Below are 16,384 nucleotides of genomic sequence, written 5' to 3' on the forward strand. Positions count from 1 at the left end.
AATGAATATTATTATACCTGCAACTGGAATAGGCAAGAGATTTAAAGAAGCTGGATATAAAGAATTAAAACCTTTTATTAAAGTTATGAAAGATAAAGTTATCTTGGACTATGTAGTTGAATGCTTTGATGTTCAAAAAGATGTTTTTTATTTTATTGTCCAAGAGTGTGAGAAAAATAAATTTGAAGATTTTGTTTTATCTAGAAAAATTAATGCAAAAATTATTGTCTACAAAGGAGAAAAACTAGGACCTGCTGGAAGCTTATATGGTGTGGCATCACAGTTGCAAGATATATTTGATGAGGAAGTTATCATTAGCTATTGTGACTTTGGACAAGAATGGAACTATAAAGATTTTCTGCAATTTGTACATGAAAACCAAGATGCTCAGGCTATAATTCCTTGCTACACTGGCTATCATCCTCATTTATTGCCTTTAGAGAATGTATATGCAGCATGTAAGGTGTATGATAATACTTATAAAGTATATGAAGTTATAGAAAAATATAATTCTAAGAATAAATTTGAAGAATACTATTCTTCTGGTATTTATTATTTTAGAGCTTTAAAGTTGGCTATTGAAGCAATAAAAAAACAAATAGAAGCCAAAGATATGGTTTCTGGAGAATATTATGTGTCGGTAACTAATAATTATCTAGAAAATGTTTTGTGCTATCCTTTTATAGAGAAATTTTATCAATTTGGCACTCCAAAAGACTTTGAATATGTAAAAGAAAAACTTAATTCACAAGATGTTAATAATGAAAAAATAAAAATACAAAATACTATTATATTATCTGCTGGTAGAGGAGAAAGATTTTTAAATCTTAATTTTAACCAACCAAAACCATTTTTACCTCTTGGTAAAACAAGTATTATAGAGAATATAATTGATACCCTAAAAAATGTTGATACAAATATTATTTGCGTTGGCGCTCAAGATCATGAAAAATATTGGGAAAATATAAAACAAGAAATAAGGTTCGTAAAACCGAATAAGATTGGTGCGGCATATTCTTACAAAGAATCTTGTGGAGATTTGTCAGGTGATGTTTTAATTCTTCCGTGTGATCTGATTGCCAAGCATATTAATAGGGAATTTATGAGATTGCAAAAAGAATACGAAGTTATTGTATTTGTTACACATGCTTCTAAATATAATGTTAATAATCCGCATTATTTTACTTGGGTAGAAGGGAAAAATAATAAAATAGATAATATTTTTGTTAAAAATAGATCTAATGATGCAAATTTGGTAATGATAGGAAGTTTTTATTTTAAGGAAAATTCTTTGTTATTAGAGTATATAAATAAAATATTTCAAGAAGATATAAAAACTAATGGCGAATTCTATATAGATAATGTATTTGAATTGTTAATTAAAACGCATAAGATAGGTTATATAATCGTTGATAATTATTTCTCTTTTGGAACTCCAGATGAGTATTTGGAAAATAAATATTGGTATAATATTTATAAAAGTGAAATAAGGGATTAATTTTGATATAATCTCTCTTTGATTTAAAGAGAGATTATGAAATTTTATACCGTATCTAAAAAACTAAAAGAAAATGTTAAAAATTTTTATAAAATAGCTCTATATCATGCTTATAAAAACATCACAAAGGAAGATGTTTTTTTTGTAGGTTGGGGTAGAAAAAAATCAGGCTTAAAAGCCATAGAACTAGCTAAAAAGCACAATGTAAAATTTTTACTTTTAGAAGATGGCTTTTTGCGCTCATTAAATTTAGGTGTAGAAAATAGTCCAAGTTTTTCTATCATCAAAGATGATGTGGGAATTTACTATGATGCAACTGCACCATCTAAACTTGAAAATATTTTAAACACTTGTGAGTTTAGCTCTAAAGAGCTAGAGCAAGCAAAAAAGGCCATAGAACTCATAAAAAAAGAAAAACTTAGTAAGTATAATAATAATCTTTGCGTGCCAAAAGAGCTTTTTGGTGCTAATGAAGAACGCGTATTAATCATCACTCAAGTAGCAAATGATGCTTCACTTAAATTTGGCTTGGCTGAGAATTTTTCAACTCAATATATTATAAATGATGCTATCAAAGAAAATCCAAATGCTAAAATATACATTAAAATTCATCCTGATGTATTAAGTGATAAAAAACAAAGTGATTTTGATATGCAAGATTTACCAAGTAAATGTGTAGTTATAAAAGAAAATTATAATCCCATAGAATTACTAAGTCATTTTAAAAAAGTTTATACTAAGACTTCTGGTATGGGCTTTGAAGCTTTGATGTTAGGATGTGAATGCGTGTGCTATGGTATGCCATTTTATGCAGGCTGGGGTTTAACTCAAGATAAGCAAGCGTGCAAAAGAAGACTTAAAAAAAGAAGTTTAGAAGAGGTTTTTTATGCTGCCTATATTTTATATAGTGAGTATTTTAATCCTTATTTAAATCAAAAAAGTGATATTTTTGACACTATTCATACTTTAGCAAAGTATAAAAAGATAGAACAAGCTAATTCTAATACTTTGTATTTTTTGGGTTTTACTTTGTGGAAGCGTTGGTTTATGAAGCCATTTTTTAAAGCCAAGAATAATAAAATCATTTTTTTAAACTCATTAGATGAGCTTTATAAAGTGAATTTAAATCCTGAAGATAAAATTTTCATTTGGGGTAAAAAATATGATAAAGCTTTATTGGCTAAAGATTTTAAAAATGCAATTTTCTTAGTAGAAGATGGCTTTTTACGCTCAGTTTTTTTGGGTTCAGATCTTACACGTCCTTTTTCTTTGATAATAGATAACAAAGGCTTGTATGTTGATCCAAGCAAGCCAAGTGATTTAGAAGATATTTTGCAAAATCATATTTTTGATGAAAGTTTAAAACAAAGAGCTAAAAAGCTCATCTCTACCATCACACAAAATAAATTTTCAAAGTATAATGGCTTAAAGCATGAAAAGCTAAATTTTAATACTAATAAAAAAATCATCTTAATCCCTGCTCAAGTAGAAGATGATGCTTCTATGATCTTAGGTGGTGCAGGTTATGATACTTTAAAACTTTTACAAAGTGTAAGAAAGGCCAATGAAAACGCTTTTATAGTTTTTAAACCTCATCCTGATGTTTTAAGTGGTAACCGTAAGGGTTTAAAAGATAAAAGCATTATTTTAAAATATTGTGATGAGATTATAGAAAATGTTAGTATAGATAGTGCTATAAATGCAAGTGATGAAGTACATACTATAACTTCCACAAGCGGTTTTGACGCTCTTTTGCGTGGTAAAAAAGTAGTAGTATATGGCAAGCCTTTTTATGCAGGCTGGGGGTTAACTATGGATTTACATGAAATTCCAAGACGTACAAGAGTGCTTAGTTTAGAAGAACTTGTTGCGGGGGTTTTGATCCTTTATCCAAGATACATCCATCCAAAAAATAAAAATTTATGTGAAGTTGAGCTTGCTTTAGATATAATGTTAAAAATGCAAAAAGATTATTTTTCTAAATTTTATTTGCGTTGGTTTATGGATATAAGAATTTATATATTAAGAAAAATAAGAAGATTGATAGAATTTGTTTTGATTAGATGAATTTAAGTAAGAAGTTAAAAAAATTTTCTGGTAAAAATGTTTTATTGCTCCAAGGACCTGTGGGTGGATTTTTTCGTAAAATCGCTACAAAAATTCCACAAGCTAAGGTTTATAAAGTAAATTTTAATGGCGGAGATTTTTTCTTTTATCCTTTTAAAAGCATTAACTATACTAAAAGCTTAGCTGAGCTTGAAGACTTTTATAAAAAGCTTTTTGAAGAAAAACAAATTCAAGTTATCATTATGTATAATGATTGTAGAAAAGTGCATGAAATAGCCATTAGTGTTGCTAAACAAATGGGTATTGAAGTATGGATTTTTGAAGAAGGTTATGTAAGACCAAATTTTATTACTTTTGAAAAAGATGGAGTAAATGCAAACTCCACTTTGCCAAGAGAAAAAGAATTTTATCTAAGTCAGAAAAAATTTAATAAAGATTTTAAATTTAAAACTTTCTCAAGTACTTTTAGAAATATGGCCTTTGCTTCGTTTTTATACTGGCTTTTTGCTTTTTTGTTTTCTTGGTATTTTAATAATTCTTTACACCATAGAAGTTTAAAATTATTTGACTTTTTACCTTGGCTTTGTTCAGTATATAGAAAAAACAAATACAAAATCACAGAAAAAAGTTTAAATGAAAAAATTCTTTCCCTAAAACAAAAGTATTTTTTAGCTATTTTACAAGTGCATAATGATACTCAACTCTCCCATCATTATAAAAAAACTACAGAAAAATTTATAGAAGAAGTGATCATCTCTTTTGTTAATCATGCTAAAGCAAAGTCTTATCTAGTTTTTAAACATCATCCTATGGACCGTGGCTATAGAGATTATACTAAGCTTATAGAAGATTTGAGTTTAAAATACAATGTCGAGGGTAGAATTTTATATATACATGACTTACACTTACCTACACTCTTAATCAATACAAGAGGCACTATAGTGATAAATAGCACAGTAGGGCTTTCTGCTTTATATCACAATAGTCCTTTAAAAGTTATGGGAAAAGCCTTTTATGATATAGAAGGTTTGACTTACAAAAAAAGCTTGCATACTTTTTGGAAAGAATGCAGAGCATATAAACCTGATGTGGTTTTACATGCTAAATTTAGAAATTATGTGATATATAAAACCCAAGTCAATGGGAATTTTTTCAAAAATACTAGTTTAGATTAAATTTTCTTTTTATAGTTTTTTGCAATTTTTTTTAGTTTAAAAGGTAAGCTTAAATACCCTATTTTAAAAGGGGTTCTTGAAGCTTGTAAAAGTGCATTACCTAAAAGATAAGGCAAGTGTGTTTTGGCTATTTGAGCGTGTTTATAGTCTGCATAAGCTTTTAGCGGTGGTAAGTTTTTTTGATCTTTTTGATTTTTAAAATGATCTTTTTTGACTTTTCTTAATTCAAAAGGTATTTTGAAGTATCCTAAAAAGCTTTTGCTATTTTTCATGATAGTTTCCCCAAGCTTATAGCTTAGTCTTTCTTTTATCCTTAAACTAGCTCCATAAAGTTGGTTGTTTTGATGGATGAATATTTCATATTCATTTTTTAAGCCTTTGTGATTTAAAAAATGCAAAAGATTATGATTTTGACTTTGTAAAAATGTTTGCATATCAAGTTTTTTTAGTTCATGGTATTCTAGTGCTAATTCTTTATAAAATGCTATAGGTGGTATCAAAGAATCATGGGTATTTGTAAGATAATTTTTACATTCAATTTTTTTATCATTATCATTTTCTAAAAGTAAAATTCCTATTAAGTCTACATAATCAAGTCTTGGTGTTTTTTCATTTGCTATGCTTAAGCCCGAACTTCCCTCACTTTGCTTGATAATTTGTGTATTAACATACAAAAAGGTTTGCTCATCACAAATTGCTTTTTCATTTTGTATATCTTGAAAAGTATTGATAAGTCCAAAATTTTTTATTAATTTAAAAGATGAGTTTTCAATACTTATAGATGATATAGCATGGGTTGATGAGTTAGTGTAATTCCAAGTATGTATGCCTAAGATTTGATAGTTTTTTAACTCTTTTGGAAAAATGATTTTTTCTCCGACCTTAATCTTTGTAATTTTTTCACAAAAAAATGAATTTTTATGCTCTATTTTAGTTGAATTTGAGGGCGTAAAGATATGAAATTTTCTTTTTGAGTAAATGATCTTTTCTTTGGATTTTATAAAGCTATGTAAATTTTTAATGATGTTTTTACCAAGCTCTTGCATAGCTAGTGGTATAGGATGAAAATTATAGTTTTGATCAAAATCATAAAGATTATTTTTTTGGTAGTAAAGATCTACATCAATTAGATTAAAACCATAATAAGCACAATTTTTCCTATGAGCTTCATTGATAGCTTTTGATTTATCATTGCAAGCTGGTATGGGGAGTATAAGCACTATGGTAATTTTGTTTGCTTTGTAAAGTTCTTCGTAAAAATAGTCAATATTTCTAAGTATAATATTTAAACTCATAGGGCTTAAATAATCATTGATATTTGATTCGCTGATGAGAAAATCACTGTTGATTATAGTTTTTTTATGGCGTATTAATTCATAAAGATTTTGTAAAGAAGTGCTAAGTCCCAAAGCATAATTATGTAGTGTAATGTCTTTATTTTCAAGACCTATCCTAAGACCATTTTTAACTACGCTATTGCTACCACCTAGCAAGATTACATCCATAAGTTCTTTCTTGATTTTATAAATTTTTATTTATTTTATAAAATATTTTTTAATGAATAATTTCAGAGCAAAAACCCCTTATTTTGCCTTTAAATAAGCATTTGACAAAGATAACAACTTTAGCTATATTTTTAAATTCATTTTGAGTTTATTTGGGATTTTAATGGATAAATTGTATCAAAAAAGAGATGTTTTTTATATAGCTGGTTATGATCCTAGAGGATATAGGCATTATTATGCTATGTTTAAAAAAAATTTAGCTGAGCAAAATACACTTTTAAATTATGATTATACTTTATCAAAAGCTCAAGTTAATGCTTATCCTTCTTGGCAAATTCAAACCCCATATACAAGCACTACTTATACCTTTTTAAGCTGGAATGATATAGTCAAAAAAAACTGGTCAGAAGGTATAAAAGATGCTTTGAGTGATTGTTATAGTTTTTTTAGAATTTATACCATCACAGGGCTTTTTTTAAAATTTGGTAAAGAATCCCCACACCAACTTATCACAGGTTATTATCCATTTTTTTATGTACTTTTGAGTTTGATTTTTACTTTATTTTGTGCTTTTGGAAGCTTGTTTTATTTGCAAAATTTTCATATTGTTTTGGGAATTTTAGCCTTTATTTTATCATTAGTATTTTTACCAAAAATGCTTTATAAATTAGGCAAGAAATTAGCTGTTTTTTGGATAGCTAGAATTTGTTCTTTTTGTGCAAACTGGGAGAAAAATTCCCAAGGCGAACTTGAATTAAGAATGGATGATTTTGCTAGAGTTATCTTCGAAAAACTAAAAGAAAATGTAAATGATAAAAATTACGAACTTATTTTAAGTGCACATAGCGTGGGAACGGTGCTTTGTATAAATGTTTTAGCAAAAGTGCTTAGAAAATGCGAAAAAGAAAATATTTCTTTTGAAAATTTAAAGGTTTTAACTTTAGGTGAGTGTATACCTTTAGTAAGCTATCAAAAAAGATCTTTTGGGTTTAGAAAAGATTTAGAGTATTTAGGAAGTAAAAATTTAATATGGTATGATTTTACTTCTATTATTGATGGAGCTTGTTTTGCACAGGTTGATTTCATACGCACAAGCGGGGTAAAGGCACAATTTAGTCCAAAATACCTTTCGGCTAAATTTCATACCTTATATAAAAGCAAAGATTATAAAAAAATCAAAAAAGACAAATACAAAGCACATTTTTTATATTTATTTGCCACTCAAATTCAAGGGGTGTATAACTTTTTTGAATTTATCATGGGTAAAAATAAATTAGAAGAGAAAATCAAATAGGAGAAAAACATGGGTCAATGTCCTTTTCATCCAAAGCCTTATAAAAATAAAGCTTCTACATTAACTACTTTTTTACTAAAAAGAAGATCATGGCTTGATGGACTTTATGAGCGAAGCTATAAGATGATGATGGGCAGAGTAAAAATGCCTGGATTTGATCTATATGTAGTAAATGATCCAAAAGAAGTTAGACGCATCATGGTAGATGAGGTTAGAGAATACCCAAAAAGCCAACTTTTGCATGAGCTTTTAGAGCCACTTTTAGGTATAAGCATTTTTACAACTAATGATAGAGTGTGGGAAAAGCAAAGAGAACTTTTAAGACCTTCTTTTGAAATGACAAGGATTTCTAAGGTTTTTAATTTAATGAGTGAAGCAACTTCTGATATGATGGCAAGATTTGCAAAGTATGAAGATAAAGCGATTATAGAAGTAGATGAAGCTATGACTTTTGTAACTGCAGATGTGATTTTTAGAACTATCATGTCATCAAAACTTGATGAGCAAAAAGGTAAACTTGTTTTAGATGCTTTTGTAACTGTGCAAGAAGAAACAGTTAAAACAGCTATGCGAAGAATGTTTCGTTTCCCAACTTGGCTTTCAAATCTTTTAGGCGAGAGAAAAAGACTTAAAGCAGGCACTACTATACGCAAGGTTTTATCAGATATTATAAAGCCAAGATATGATAATGCTATAAATGATCAAGGAAAATATGAAGATATTTTATCATCATTGCTTATGGTGGTAGATGCAGATACTAATGAGAGATTTTCTTTTAATGAAATTTTAGACCAAGTTGCCATGCTTTTCTTAGCAGGCCATGAAACCACTGCAAGCTCGCTAACTTGGACGCTATATATTTTAAGTATTTCTCCAGATGAGCAACAAAAAGCCTATGAAGAAATCATGCAAGTTGCAGGTGATGAGGAGTTTAAAATAGAGCATATTAGAGCAATGAAATATCTTACAAATGTGTTTAAAGAAAGCTTGAGACTTTATCCACCGGTTGGCTTTTTTGCTAGAGAAGCAAGAAATGATAACAAAATGAGAGATAAGCTTATCAAAAAAGGTTCAGGCGTAGTGGTAGCTCCATGGCTTATCCACAGACATGATAGTTTTTGGGAAAATCCGCATGAGTTTGATCCAAGTCGCCATGAAGATAAAAGTAAGATTAAAAAAGACACTTATATGCCTTTTGGTATGGGAGAGCGTGTGTGTATAGGGCAGGGCTTTGCTATGCAAGAGGCTGTTTTGATTTTAGCTAATATTTTAAGGACTTATAAGTTAGAATTAGAAGAAAATTTCGTGCCTGATATAGTAGGAAGGCTTACTATAAGATCAGCAAATGGTATGAATATAAGATTTATAAAAAGGCAAAAATGAAAGAAAAATTAGCAGGAACTATACTACTTTGCGCTATCGTTCCTTTGGCGGTGATTAGTTATCTTTTTATTGTTATAGTAGGTACTTTTGGTAATCCTGCTAGGGTTAGACAAGGTGTGAGAGCACTTGATCATTTTGTCAATGCTACTTTATTTAATGGTTATGCTTGGGAGTCTTTATCATCTCATGCTTGGAGAGAGCGTGATAAAAGATGGGCTAAAATAGTTATTAAAATCACAGATTTTTTTGATAAAAATCATTGTCAAAAGGCAAATAAAAGAGAACAAGAGGTTGTGGATTTGGTTTTAAAGAAAAAACTTACCGAACAAACTGTCGGTAAGCAACTTTAATTTTCTCCAAATAAAGCTTTAAGATTTTTAAATGCTTCTTCTTGGTTATTAGTTTTATCTTCATTATTTACTTCATTAAGCTCTATCTCATATCCAAGAAGCATGCTAGCTAAGCGTATATTAATGCCACTTTTTCCTATGGCTTTGCTTTTTTGCTCACTATTTAGCGTTACAATAGCTTTTTTATCTTCAATACTAACCGAGTTTATAATGGCTGGAGCTAAGCTTCTAGTGATTAAAATTGCCATTTCATTAGAATACTCAATGCAGTCGATATTTTCATTTTTTAATTCTTTGCTTACAGCATTGATTCTAACTCCTTTTATGCCTACAGTTGCTCCTACTGCATCAACACTTGGGCTATTAGCTTGCAAGATGATTTTTGCTCTCTCGCCTGGAATTCTTGCACTTGCATAAATATTTATAAGATCATCTTTGATTTCAGGAACTTCAGCTTTTAATAAAGCTTCTAAAAATTTAGGGCTAGTTCTGCTAAGCTCCATTCTCATACCTGATTTATCAATATATACATGTCTAATAACAGCTTTAATCACATCACCTACTTTAAATTTTTCACCTTTGATACGATTTTTTCTAGGTAAATATGCACGAAACTCATCAATTTCTACATAAGTATTTTCTTCACTATCTACCCTTACTACGCTACCAAAAACCATATGTCCTACCATTTTTTGGTATTTTTCATAGATTTTTTCTTCTAAGAGTTTTTGTATATTGTATTCTAATTCTTTATGTAAGATATTTACAGCAGTACGACCTAAATTTTCTAAAGAACATTCATAAGTTAGCTCATCACCAATTTCTACATCTTTAGCTTCTGCCCTTGCTTTACTTAAAGCGATAAAATGCTCATTTTCATTTTCTAATCTTTCATCATTATCAGCTACTACGATGATTTTTTGATAAAGTTGTAAATTTTTACCTGAATCAACAAAAAATTCATACTTATCACCATAAATTTTCTTAGCAGTATTAATAAGTGCTTTTTTAACTCTTTCTCTTACATCTTCTATTTGTAAATTTTTCTCATTAGCAATGGATTCAATTATATCTGTGATTTTTTCCATAATGACAACACAACCTTAATTTTGGATTTTAAAAGTTTGAAGAATAAAATTATATCTTTAATAAGTTTAATTAAAAGTAAAATTTGCTATAATTTCAGATTAAAAAAACTTGAGGATGATGATATGGATTTAAAAATAGCAAGAACCTCTGTTGATGAAAAGCCAAAAAGTATAAGTTTAGAAAGTATTGAAAAGGCTGTGGATAAAGAAGGTCAAAAATTTTTTTATTTTGATAAAGACAATGCACATAAGCAATTAATCGCTTTAGTAGAGCATTTTGAAAAAAAAGGAAAATGTGTTTATCATAGAACGATCAAATATGGTTTAGATGATACAGATTTTATGTATGAGGTACACATTCTTTGAGTAAAAAACTTTTTATACAAACTTTAGGTTGTGCTATGAATGTGCGTGATTCAGAGCATATGATAGCCGAACTTAAAGAAAAAGAAAATTACGAATTAACTCAAGATGCAAAAGAAGCAGATTTGATTTTAATCAATACTTGCTCAGTACGTGAAAAGCCTGTGCATAAGCTTTTTTCAGAAGTTGGAAGTTTTGAAAAAATCAAAAAAAATGGTGCTAAAATAGGAGTTTGTGGTTGCACTGCCTCACATTTGGGAGATGAGATTTTTAAGCGTGCTCCAAATGTGGATTTTGTTTTGGGTGCTAGAAATGTTTCTAAAATTACAAAGGCTGTAAATACGCCAAAATTTTTAGGCAATGATATAGATTTTGATGAGAGTAATTATGCTTTTGCAGATTTTAGAAACAGCCTTTATAAAACTTATATTAATATCTCCATAGGTTGTGATAAGCATTGTACTTATTGTATAGTGCCTCATACAAGAGGAGATGAGATTTCCATACCTTTTGAGATTATTAAAAATGAAGCATTGAAAGCTGTTTCTAAGGGTGCTAAAGAGATTTTTTTACTAGGACAAAATGTTAATAATTACGGCAAAAGATTTTCTAATGCACATGAAAAGATTAATTTTTCAGATCTTTTGGAAAAGCTAAGTGAAATTGAAGGTTTAGAGCGTATCCGTTTTACAAGCCCACATCCATTACATATGGATGATAGATTTTTAGAGGTTTTTTCTAAAAATCCTAAAGTATGTAAGTCTATGCATATGCCTTTACAAAGTGGTTCGAGTGAAATTTTAAAGGCTATGAAACGCGGTTACACTAAAGAGTGGTATTTAGATAGAGCATTGAAATTGCGTTCTATGTGTAAGGATGTGAGTATTTCTACTGATGTGATTGTAGCTTTTCCAGGTGAGAGTGATAAAGACTTTGAAGATACTATAGATGTGCTTGAAAAAGTGCGATTTGAGCAAATGTTTTCTTTTAAATACTCTAAAAGACCACTAACTAAAGCTGCAACTATGCCAAATCAAATTCCTGATGATATAGCTTCAAAACGCTTGAGTATTTTACAAGCAAGACATACAGAAATTTTAGATGAAATTGTTGCAAAACAAAAAGATAAAGAATTTGAAGTTTTATTTGAAGAATTAAGAAGTGAAGGTTTTGTAGCAGGTAGAAGTGATAATAACTTTTTGATTCAAGTTAAAGGTAGTGAAGAGTTATTAGGACAAACGAAAAAAGTAAAAATCACCAATCCTAGGCGTATGGTGTTAAATGGCGAAATCCTTTAAGATTAATCTTTTAGCTTTTGGAATTTTTTTATTACAATGGCTGATTTTTTTAACTTGTAGAAAGGTTTATTTAGGGCAAAAGCTTCCAAAAAGATCATGTGTGATACTTTTTTGGCATGGGCGTCTTGCTCTAATGCCTTTTGCTTATCGTAAAATGGGTATTAAAGGAAAAAAGGCTTATGTGATGATTTCACACCATAAAGATGGAGAAATCATTGCTAGAAATATTGCCTTTTTTGGTTTGGATACTTTAAGAGGTAGTACAAGCAAAGGTGCTTTGGCTTTATTAAAACAATCTTTTAAAATTTTAGATCAAGGCGATGATGTGATTATCACTCCAGATGGGCCAAGAGGGCCTTATCATAGTGTTTCAGATGGTTCCGTGATGATAGCTTTGAAAAAAAATGCTCCACTTTTTTTGCTAAATTACGAAGCAAGTTCTTTTTGGGAATTTAAAAGTTGGGATAAAATGATCTTACCTAAACCTTTTTCTAAGATTACCTATAGACTAAGTGAAGAAATCAAAATACAAAATTTAAATTTAGAAGAAGCTAAAGTATTGATAAAAGAAAAATTTGATATGATAAGTCAAATAGACAAAGGATAAACACTATGTTATCTTTTTTTAGAAAATATATTTTGCAACTTTTAGTATGTATTTGCTATGATGAAAAACAATACATTATAAGATGTCATACTTGGAAAAAATCCCAAGCTGTTGATACTTTTGAAAAAAGCTTTGAAGATAAAGAAAAAGCCATAGAATATGTAAAAAATTTAACTAAAGATTTTCAAATTTATTATATATGCACTTTTTTTACTCCTATTGCACAAGGCGTTGTGCCAAGCTCAAATTTTAAAGATCTTTCTAATTTTGGTGTCGATGCAAGTAGTGTTAAGTGTATTTCTTTTAATAATGGTTTATTGTATGCATCTAATCATTCTTTAAGCTCATATGAGCAAGATTATGAGGCTTTTGGCGGTTTGGATTTGCTTTATTCGCCTTTTTCTTTGCTTTATCATTGTATGGCAAATAGGGGTTTTGAAGAAAAAATAGGCCTTTATGTGTATAGATATCATGATTTTGTTGCGATGTTAATTTGTAAAAATGAAGCTATATTGTTTGGAAGTTATTTTAATATAGCTAGTCAAAATTATGATGAAGATGATTTTTTTGATGATATTAAAGAAGAATTTGACTTACAAATTGATGATGAAAATCAAGAAGAAGAAAATGAACAAAATTATGATTTAAAAAGTTTAGAAGAAATGAGTCAAGAGCTTGATAAACTTGAGGAATTAGATGAAGAAAAAGAAGAGCTTCCTATCGAGTCTTTAGAAAATTTTAGCTCAGATATGAAAATGATAGAATACATCATTTCAAGTGTAAAAGAATTTTATCAAAATCCTTTGTATGATAATAGCTTTTTAGAAGAAATTGTGATTTTTGATGAAGAAAGTTTTAGTCTGACCTCGCTTGATTATTTGGAAAATGAACTTTTTATAAAACCTAAAGTAGAACTTGTAGATACTTTAAATTTGATGAATGAACTTATGGTGAAGGACTTAAAACTATGAGATATAGTCTAATCAAACCTAAGATAAAACCTGTTTTTAATCTTTTTACTAGAATTTGGATTTATTTTACTAGCATTAGTGTTGCTTTGATTTTTGTAGTATTTATTGTTGTTGTTTTTAAAAGCTATTATGCGTCTGTACAACTTGATAATAAAAAAGAAGAATTAGCTCAAATTATCGCACAAATTAATGCTAATAAGCTTAAATATCAAGAATTAGTAAGACAAAATGATAAAGCAGAGTTAATTTTGGGAGATTTAGAGCAAGAGCAAGAAAATGGTAAAAATAAAGTTTTATTAAAAAGCATTCAAAATCTTTTTACTCTAGTGCCTAAAAACATATCTTTAGATGAGGTTTTAATGGAAGATAGATCACTTATTTTAAGAGGCATTACACCTACTAAAGAGATGTTTGCATTGCTATTAGAGGCTCCATTAAGAAGTATTTTTTCCAATTCTCAAACAAGTTATTATCAATTAGAAAATGGGTGGTATCGCTTTGTAAGTGTAAATATCACTATACCAGAGGAAATGTATGAGCAAAAACGATAAAAGCTTAGAAGAAGCTGATGTATTAAAGATATTGATTTACTCTTTTTCTTTTGTTGCACTTTGTGCGATTTTGGTTTTATTTTTAATCGTACCTTTTTTGAAAGATTATAAAATCGAACACTCAAGATTAGCAACCCAGCAAATTCAAAACACTAAAGTAATAAATGAGTTGCAAGCTTTAGAAAAAGTTATTGATGAGTTTCAAAAGGTGAATGCGCAAAATTTAGCTCAAATTAATGCAGAATTTTCACAAAAAGAATTATTAGAATTTATGAAAAATTACTTTGATGATGTAAAAATCAATCTTATTCCTATTAAAAAAGAGCAAGAGTATTTAAAATACCAATTTGGAGCTAATGTGAAGATGAAAAATCCTCAAGCTTTTTATTCTTTTTTAAATGATTTGCAAAGATATAAAAATTTAATAGAAGTTAGCACCCCTGTAGAGTTTAAATCCGAAGAAAAACACATCAATCTTAAATTTAAGATCAAAGTGTTTTATGCACAAGCTATTCAAAAATGATTACTTCATTATTTTGATAGGGAGTAACTTTTTCTTCTTTTTTATCATCTTGTTTTACATCTTGAACTTCTGAGTTTTCTTGTGTTTTTGGCTCTTCTTTGATTTCTTTTACACTAGTTTTTAAACTAGATGTGATTTCTTTATAAAAAGTAACAAAAACTTTATCAATTTCTAAAGCACTTGCTGCAAGACTTTCATTAACTTGGGTTGGAACAGCACTATATACCTCTCTAAAGCTTTCTATACTTGCTTGTCCTTTTATAGGATAATTTAAAATAATAGGATCGTTTAATTTTGCTGAGCTTGTTGTGCTTTGGAAAGTATCTTCTTGATGTAAATTATTTAAATGACTTTGAGCTTCTAAAATGATCATAAAAGAAGACTCTACGCTATCGCCCCCAAGACTTGAATTTCTTCTAACCTTATCTTCATATAAATTAGCATTGATAACTATATTAAAAATATAATCAGGATTTTCATTATCTATAGTATATCCTTTGCTTTGAAGCAATGCTTTGCTATCTTCTAAAAGTTGTTTTTTGAGTAATTCTAAGCTTTTATTAATTCTTTGATTTAGAGTAGATTGCTCAAAATATGAACTATAAAAAGTACTTTTTATAATTTCTACATCATTGATTTTGACTTTAGGGCTATTAGCATTTGTATGGTTGTGTTCTTCAAAAGTGCTTTTAAAATTTGGCATAGAAATATAATAAGTTTTTTGATTACCAGTGCAAGCACTTAAAAATAAAACTATACTAAAAAATAATAATATTTTTTTCATTTTCTCTCCTTGTGATTTTTATAATTATAACAATTTTTTGCTATATTATATGTTTTATAATAAGGGCTTTTTATGGAATTTTGGCAAAATATTTATGCAAATTTTGATGTGGTAGCTTTTGAAATTTTTGGTTTAAAAGTGCATTGGTATGGCATTATGTATGTGCTAGCTTTGCTTGTTGCCTTAATGGTTGCAAAATACTATGCGATTAAAGATAATATGGGAATTTCTAAAGCTATGCTTGATAGCTATTTTATATGGGTAGAAATAGGGGTGATTTTAGGTGCAAGATTGGGTTATATTTTAATTTATGATGCGCATACTTTATGGTATCTTACACATCCTTGGCAAATTTTTAATCCCTTTTATAATGGAGAATTTGTAGGGATTAGAGGTATGAGTTATCACGGAGCTGTTGTGGGGTTTTTAATAGCAACTTATGCTTTTTGTAAAAAAAATAAGCAAAATTTATGGAAATATTTAGATTTAGTTGCTATTAGTGTGCCATGTGGATATATTTTTGGTCGTATTGGAAATTTTTTAAATCAAGAGTTATTTGGTAGAGCTACAGAAGTGCCTTGGGGTATTTATGTAGATAGGATATTGCGTCATCCATCGCAGCTTTATGAGGCATTTTTAGAAGGTTTTGTAGTTTTTGCTATTTTATTACTAATAAAAAAATATAAAAAATATAATGGAGAATTGATTGCTTATTATACGATTTTGTATGCTCTAGCGCGCTTTGTATGCGAGTTTTTTAGAGAGCCTGATTTTGGTATAGGCTTTGTTGCTATTGGTATGAGCATGGGTCAGATATTAAGCTTATTAATGTTTTTATTAGGACTATTTTTATCTTTTTATTTAAGAAATATTAAAAAAAATTTATAAATTTTTATTTATTTTAAGAATAAAAGTTCTATAATTGCT

16 protein-coding genes are annotated in these 16,384 nt (G+C 28.7%); 13 read left to right on the top strand and 3 right to left on the bottom strand.

Annotated features, from left to right (window positions below):
* The first annotated feature begins 1 nt into the window (after position 1).
* From CD56_RS01575 to kpsS, 3 genes are read left to right on the top strand one after another with little or no spacing between them, the layout of a single operon-like run.
* A complete protein-coding gene (locus tag CD56_RS01575) occupies positions 2–1,498 on the top strand; it encodes a sugar phosphate nucleotidyltransferase (protein WP_047208751.1) in 1,497 nt (498 codons plus the stop codon).
* A gap of 36 nt (positions 1,499–1,534) precedes the next feature.
* Positions 1,535–3,565 (top strand): capsular polysaccharide biosynthesis protein, encoded by a 2,031-nt coding sequence (locus CD56_RS01580; protein ID WP_047208001.1) that lies wholly within the window; start codon positions 1,535–1,537, stop codon positions 3,563–3,565.
* On the top strand, positions 3,562–4,740 hold the full coding sequence (kpsS, locus tag CD56_RS01585; protein ID WP_047208002.1) for a capsule polysaccharide modification protein KpsS: 1,179 nt from the start codon (positions 3,562–3,564) through the stop codon (positions 4,738–4,740). Before CD56_RS01580 ends, kpsS begins: the two co-directional genes overlap by 4 nt.
* Here the strand turns inward: kpsS and CD56_RS08350 are convergent.
* Entirely contained in the window at positions 4,737–6,245 is a 1,509-nt protein-coding gene (locus tag CD56_RS08350; RefSeq protein ID WP_047208003.1) for an SGNH/GDSL hydrolase family protein, read from the bottom strand. The two genes, kpsS and CD56_RS08350, sit on opposite strands and share 4 nt — an antisense overlap.
* A gap of 163 nt (positions 6,246–6,408) precedes the next feature.
* Between CD56_RS08350 and CD56_RS01595 the strand changes: the two genes are divergently transcribed.
* From CD56_RS01595 to CD56_RS01605, 3 genes are read left to right on the top strand one after another with little or no spacing between them, the layout of a single operon-like run.
* A complete protein-coding gene (locus tag CD56_RS01595; RefSeq protein ID WP_047208004.1) occupies positions 6,409–7,539 on the top strand; it encodes a hypothetical protein in 1,131 nt (376 codons plus the stop codon).
* A 9-nt stretch (positions 7,540–7,548) separates the two neighbouring features.
* Complete coding sequence (locus tag CD56_RS01600; protein ID WP_047208005.1) at positions 7,549–8,922, top strand: cytochrome P450; 1,374 nt, start codon at positions 7,549–7,551, stop codon at positions 8,920–8,922.
* Positions 8,919–9,272, top strand: a complete 354-nt coding sequence (locus CD56_RS01605; protein WP_039625388.1) for a M14 family metallopeptidase — start codon at positions 8,919–8,921, stop codon at positions 9,270–9,272. Before CD56_RS01600 ends, CD56_RS01605 begins: the two co-directional genes overlap by 4 nt.
* Here CD56_RS01605 and nusA read toward each other — a convergent pair.
* Positions 9,269–10,360, bottom strand: coding sequence for a transcription termination factor NusA (gene nusA, locus CD56_RS01610; RefSeq protein ID WP_047208006.1), 1,092 nt, complete (start codon positions 10,358–10,360; stop codon positions 9,269–9,271). The genes CD56_RS01605 and nusA overlap by 4 nt on opposite strands.
* A gap of 123 nt (positions 10,361–10,483) precedes the next feature.
* Between nusA and CD56_RS01615 the strand changes: the two genes are divergently transcribed.
* From CD56_RS01615 to CD56_RS01640, 6 genes are read left to right on the top strand one after another with little or no spacing between them, the layout of a single operon-like run.
* Positions 10,484–10,726: an HP0268 family nuclease gene (locus CD56_RS01615; protein ID WP_039617566.1), complete on the top strand. Its 243-nt coding sequence runs from the start codon at positions 10,484–10,486 to the stop codon at positions 10,724–10,726.
* On the top strand, positions 10,723–12,021 hold the full coding sequence (gene miaB, locus CD56_RS01620) for a tRNA (N6-isopentenyl adenosine(37)-C2)-methylthiotransferase MiaB (protein ID WP_080956321.1): 1,299 nt from the start codon (positions 10,723–10,725) through the stop codon (positions 12,019–12,021). The genes CD56_RS01615 and miaB overlap by 4 nt, the downstream gene beginning before the upstream one ends.
* Positions 12,005–12,628, top strand: a complete 624-nt coding sequence (locus CD56_RS01625) for a lysophospholipid acyltransferase family protein (RefSeq protein ID WP_039617569.1) — start codon at positions 12,005–12,007, stop codon at positions 12,626–12,628. The genes miaB and CD56_RS01625 overlap by 17 nt, the downstream gene beginning before the upstream one ends.
* Before the next feature lie 5 nt (positions 12,629–12,633).
* On the top strand, positions 12,634–13,599 hold the full coding sequence (locus CD56_RS01630) for a hypothetical protein (RefSeq protein WP_047208007.1): 966 nt from the start codon (positions 12,634–12,636) through the stop codon (positions 13,597–13,599).
* Positions 13,596–14,150 (top strand): hypothetical protein, encoded by a 555-nt coding sequence (locus CD56_RS01635; RefSeq protein ID WP_039627963.1) that lies wholly within the window; start codon positions 13,596–13,598, stop codon positions 14,148–14,150. Before CD56_RS01630 ends, CD56_RS01635 begins: the two co-directional genes overlap by 4 nt.
* The gene (locus tag CD56_RS01640; RefSeq protein WP_047208008.1) at positions 14,134–14,673 is read left to right on the top strand and encodes a hypothetical protein; all 540 of its coding nucleotides are present in this window, start codon (positions 14,134–14,136) and stop codon (positions 14,671–14,673) included. The genes CD56_RS01635 and CD56_RS01640 overlap by 17 nt, the downstream gene beginning before the upstream one ends.
* Here the strand turns inward: CD56_RS01640 and CD56_RS01645 are convergent.
* Complete coding sequence (locus CD56_RS01645; RefSeq protein WP_047208009.1) at positions 14,660–15,457, bottom strand: membrane lipoprotein lipid attachment site-containing protein; 798 nt, start codon at positions 15,455–15,457, stop codon at positions 14,660–14,662. The two genes, CD56_RS01640 and CD56_RS01645, sit on opposite strands and share 14 nt — an antisense overlap.
* 72 nt (positions 15,458–15,529) lie before the next feature.
* Here CD56_RS01645 and lgt point away from each other — a divergent pair, with 72 nt between their 5' ends.
* A complete protein-coding gene (gene lgt / locus CD56_RS01650) occupies positions 15,530–16,345 on the top strand; it encodes a prolipoprotein diacylglyceryl transferase (protein WP_047208010.1) in 816 nt (271 codons plus the stop codon).
* Positions 16,346–16,384 lie beyond the last annotated feature (39 nt).

It is taken from the genome of Campylobacter lari, from assembly GCF_001017575.1.
Classification (GTDB): domain Bacteria; phylum Campylobacterota; class Campylobacteria; order Campylobacterales; family Campylobacteraceae; genus Campylobacter_D; species Campylobacter_D lari_C.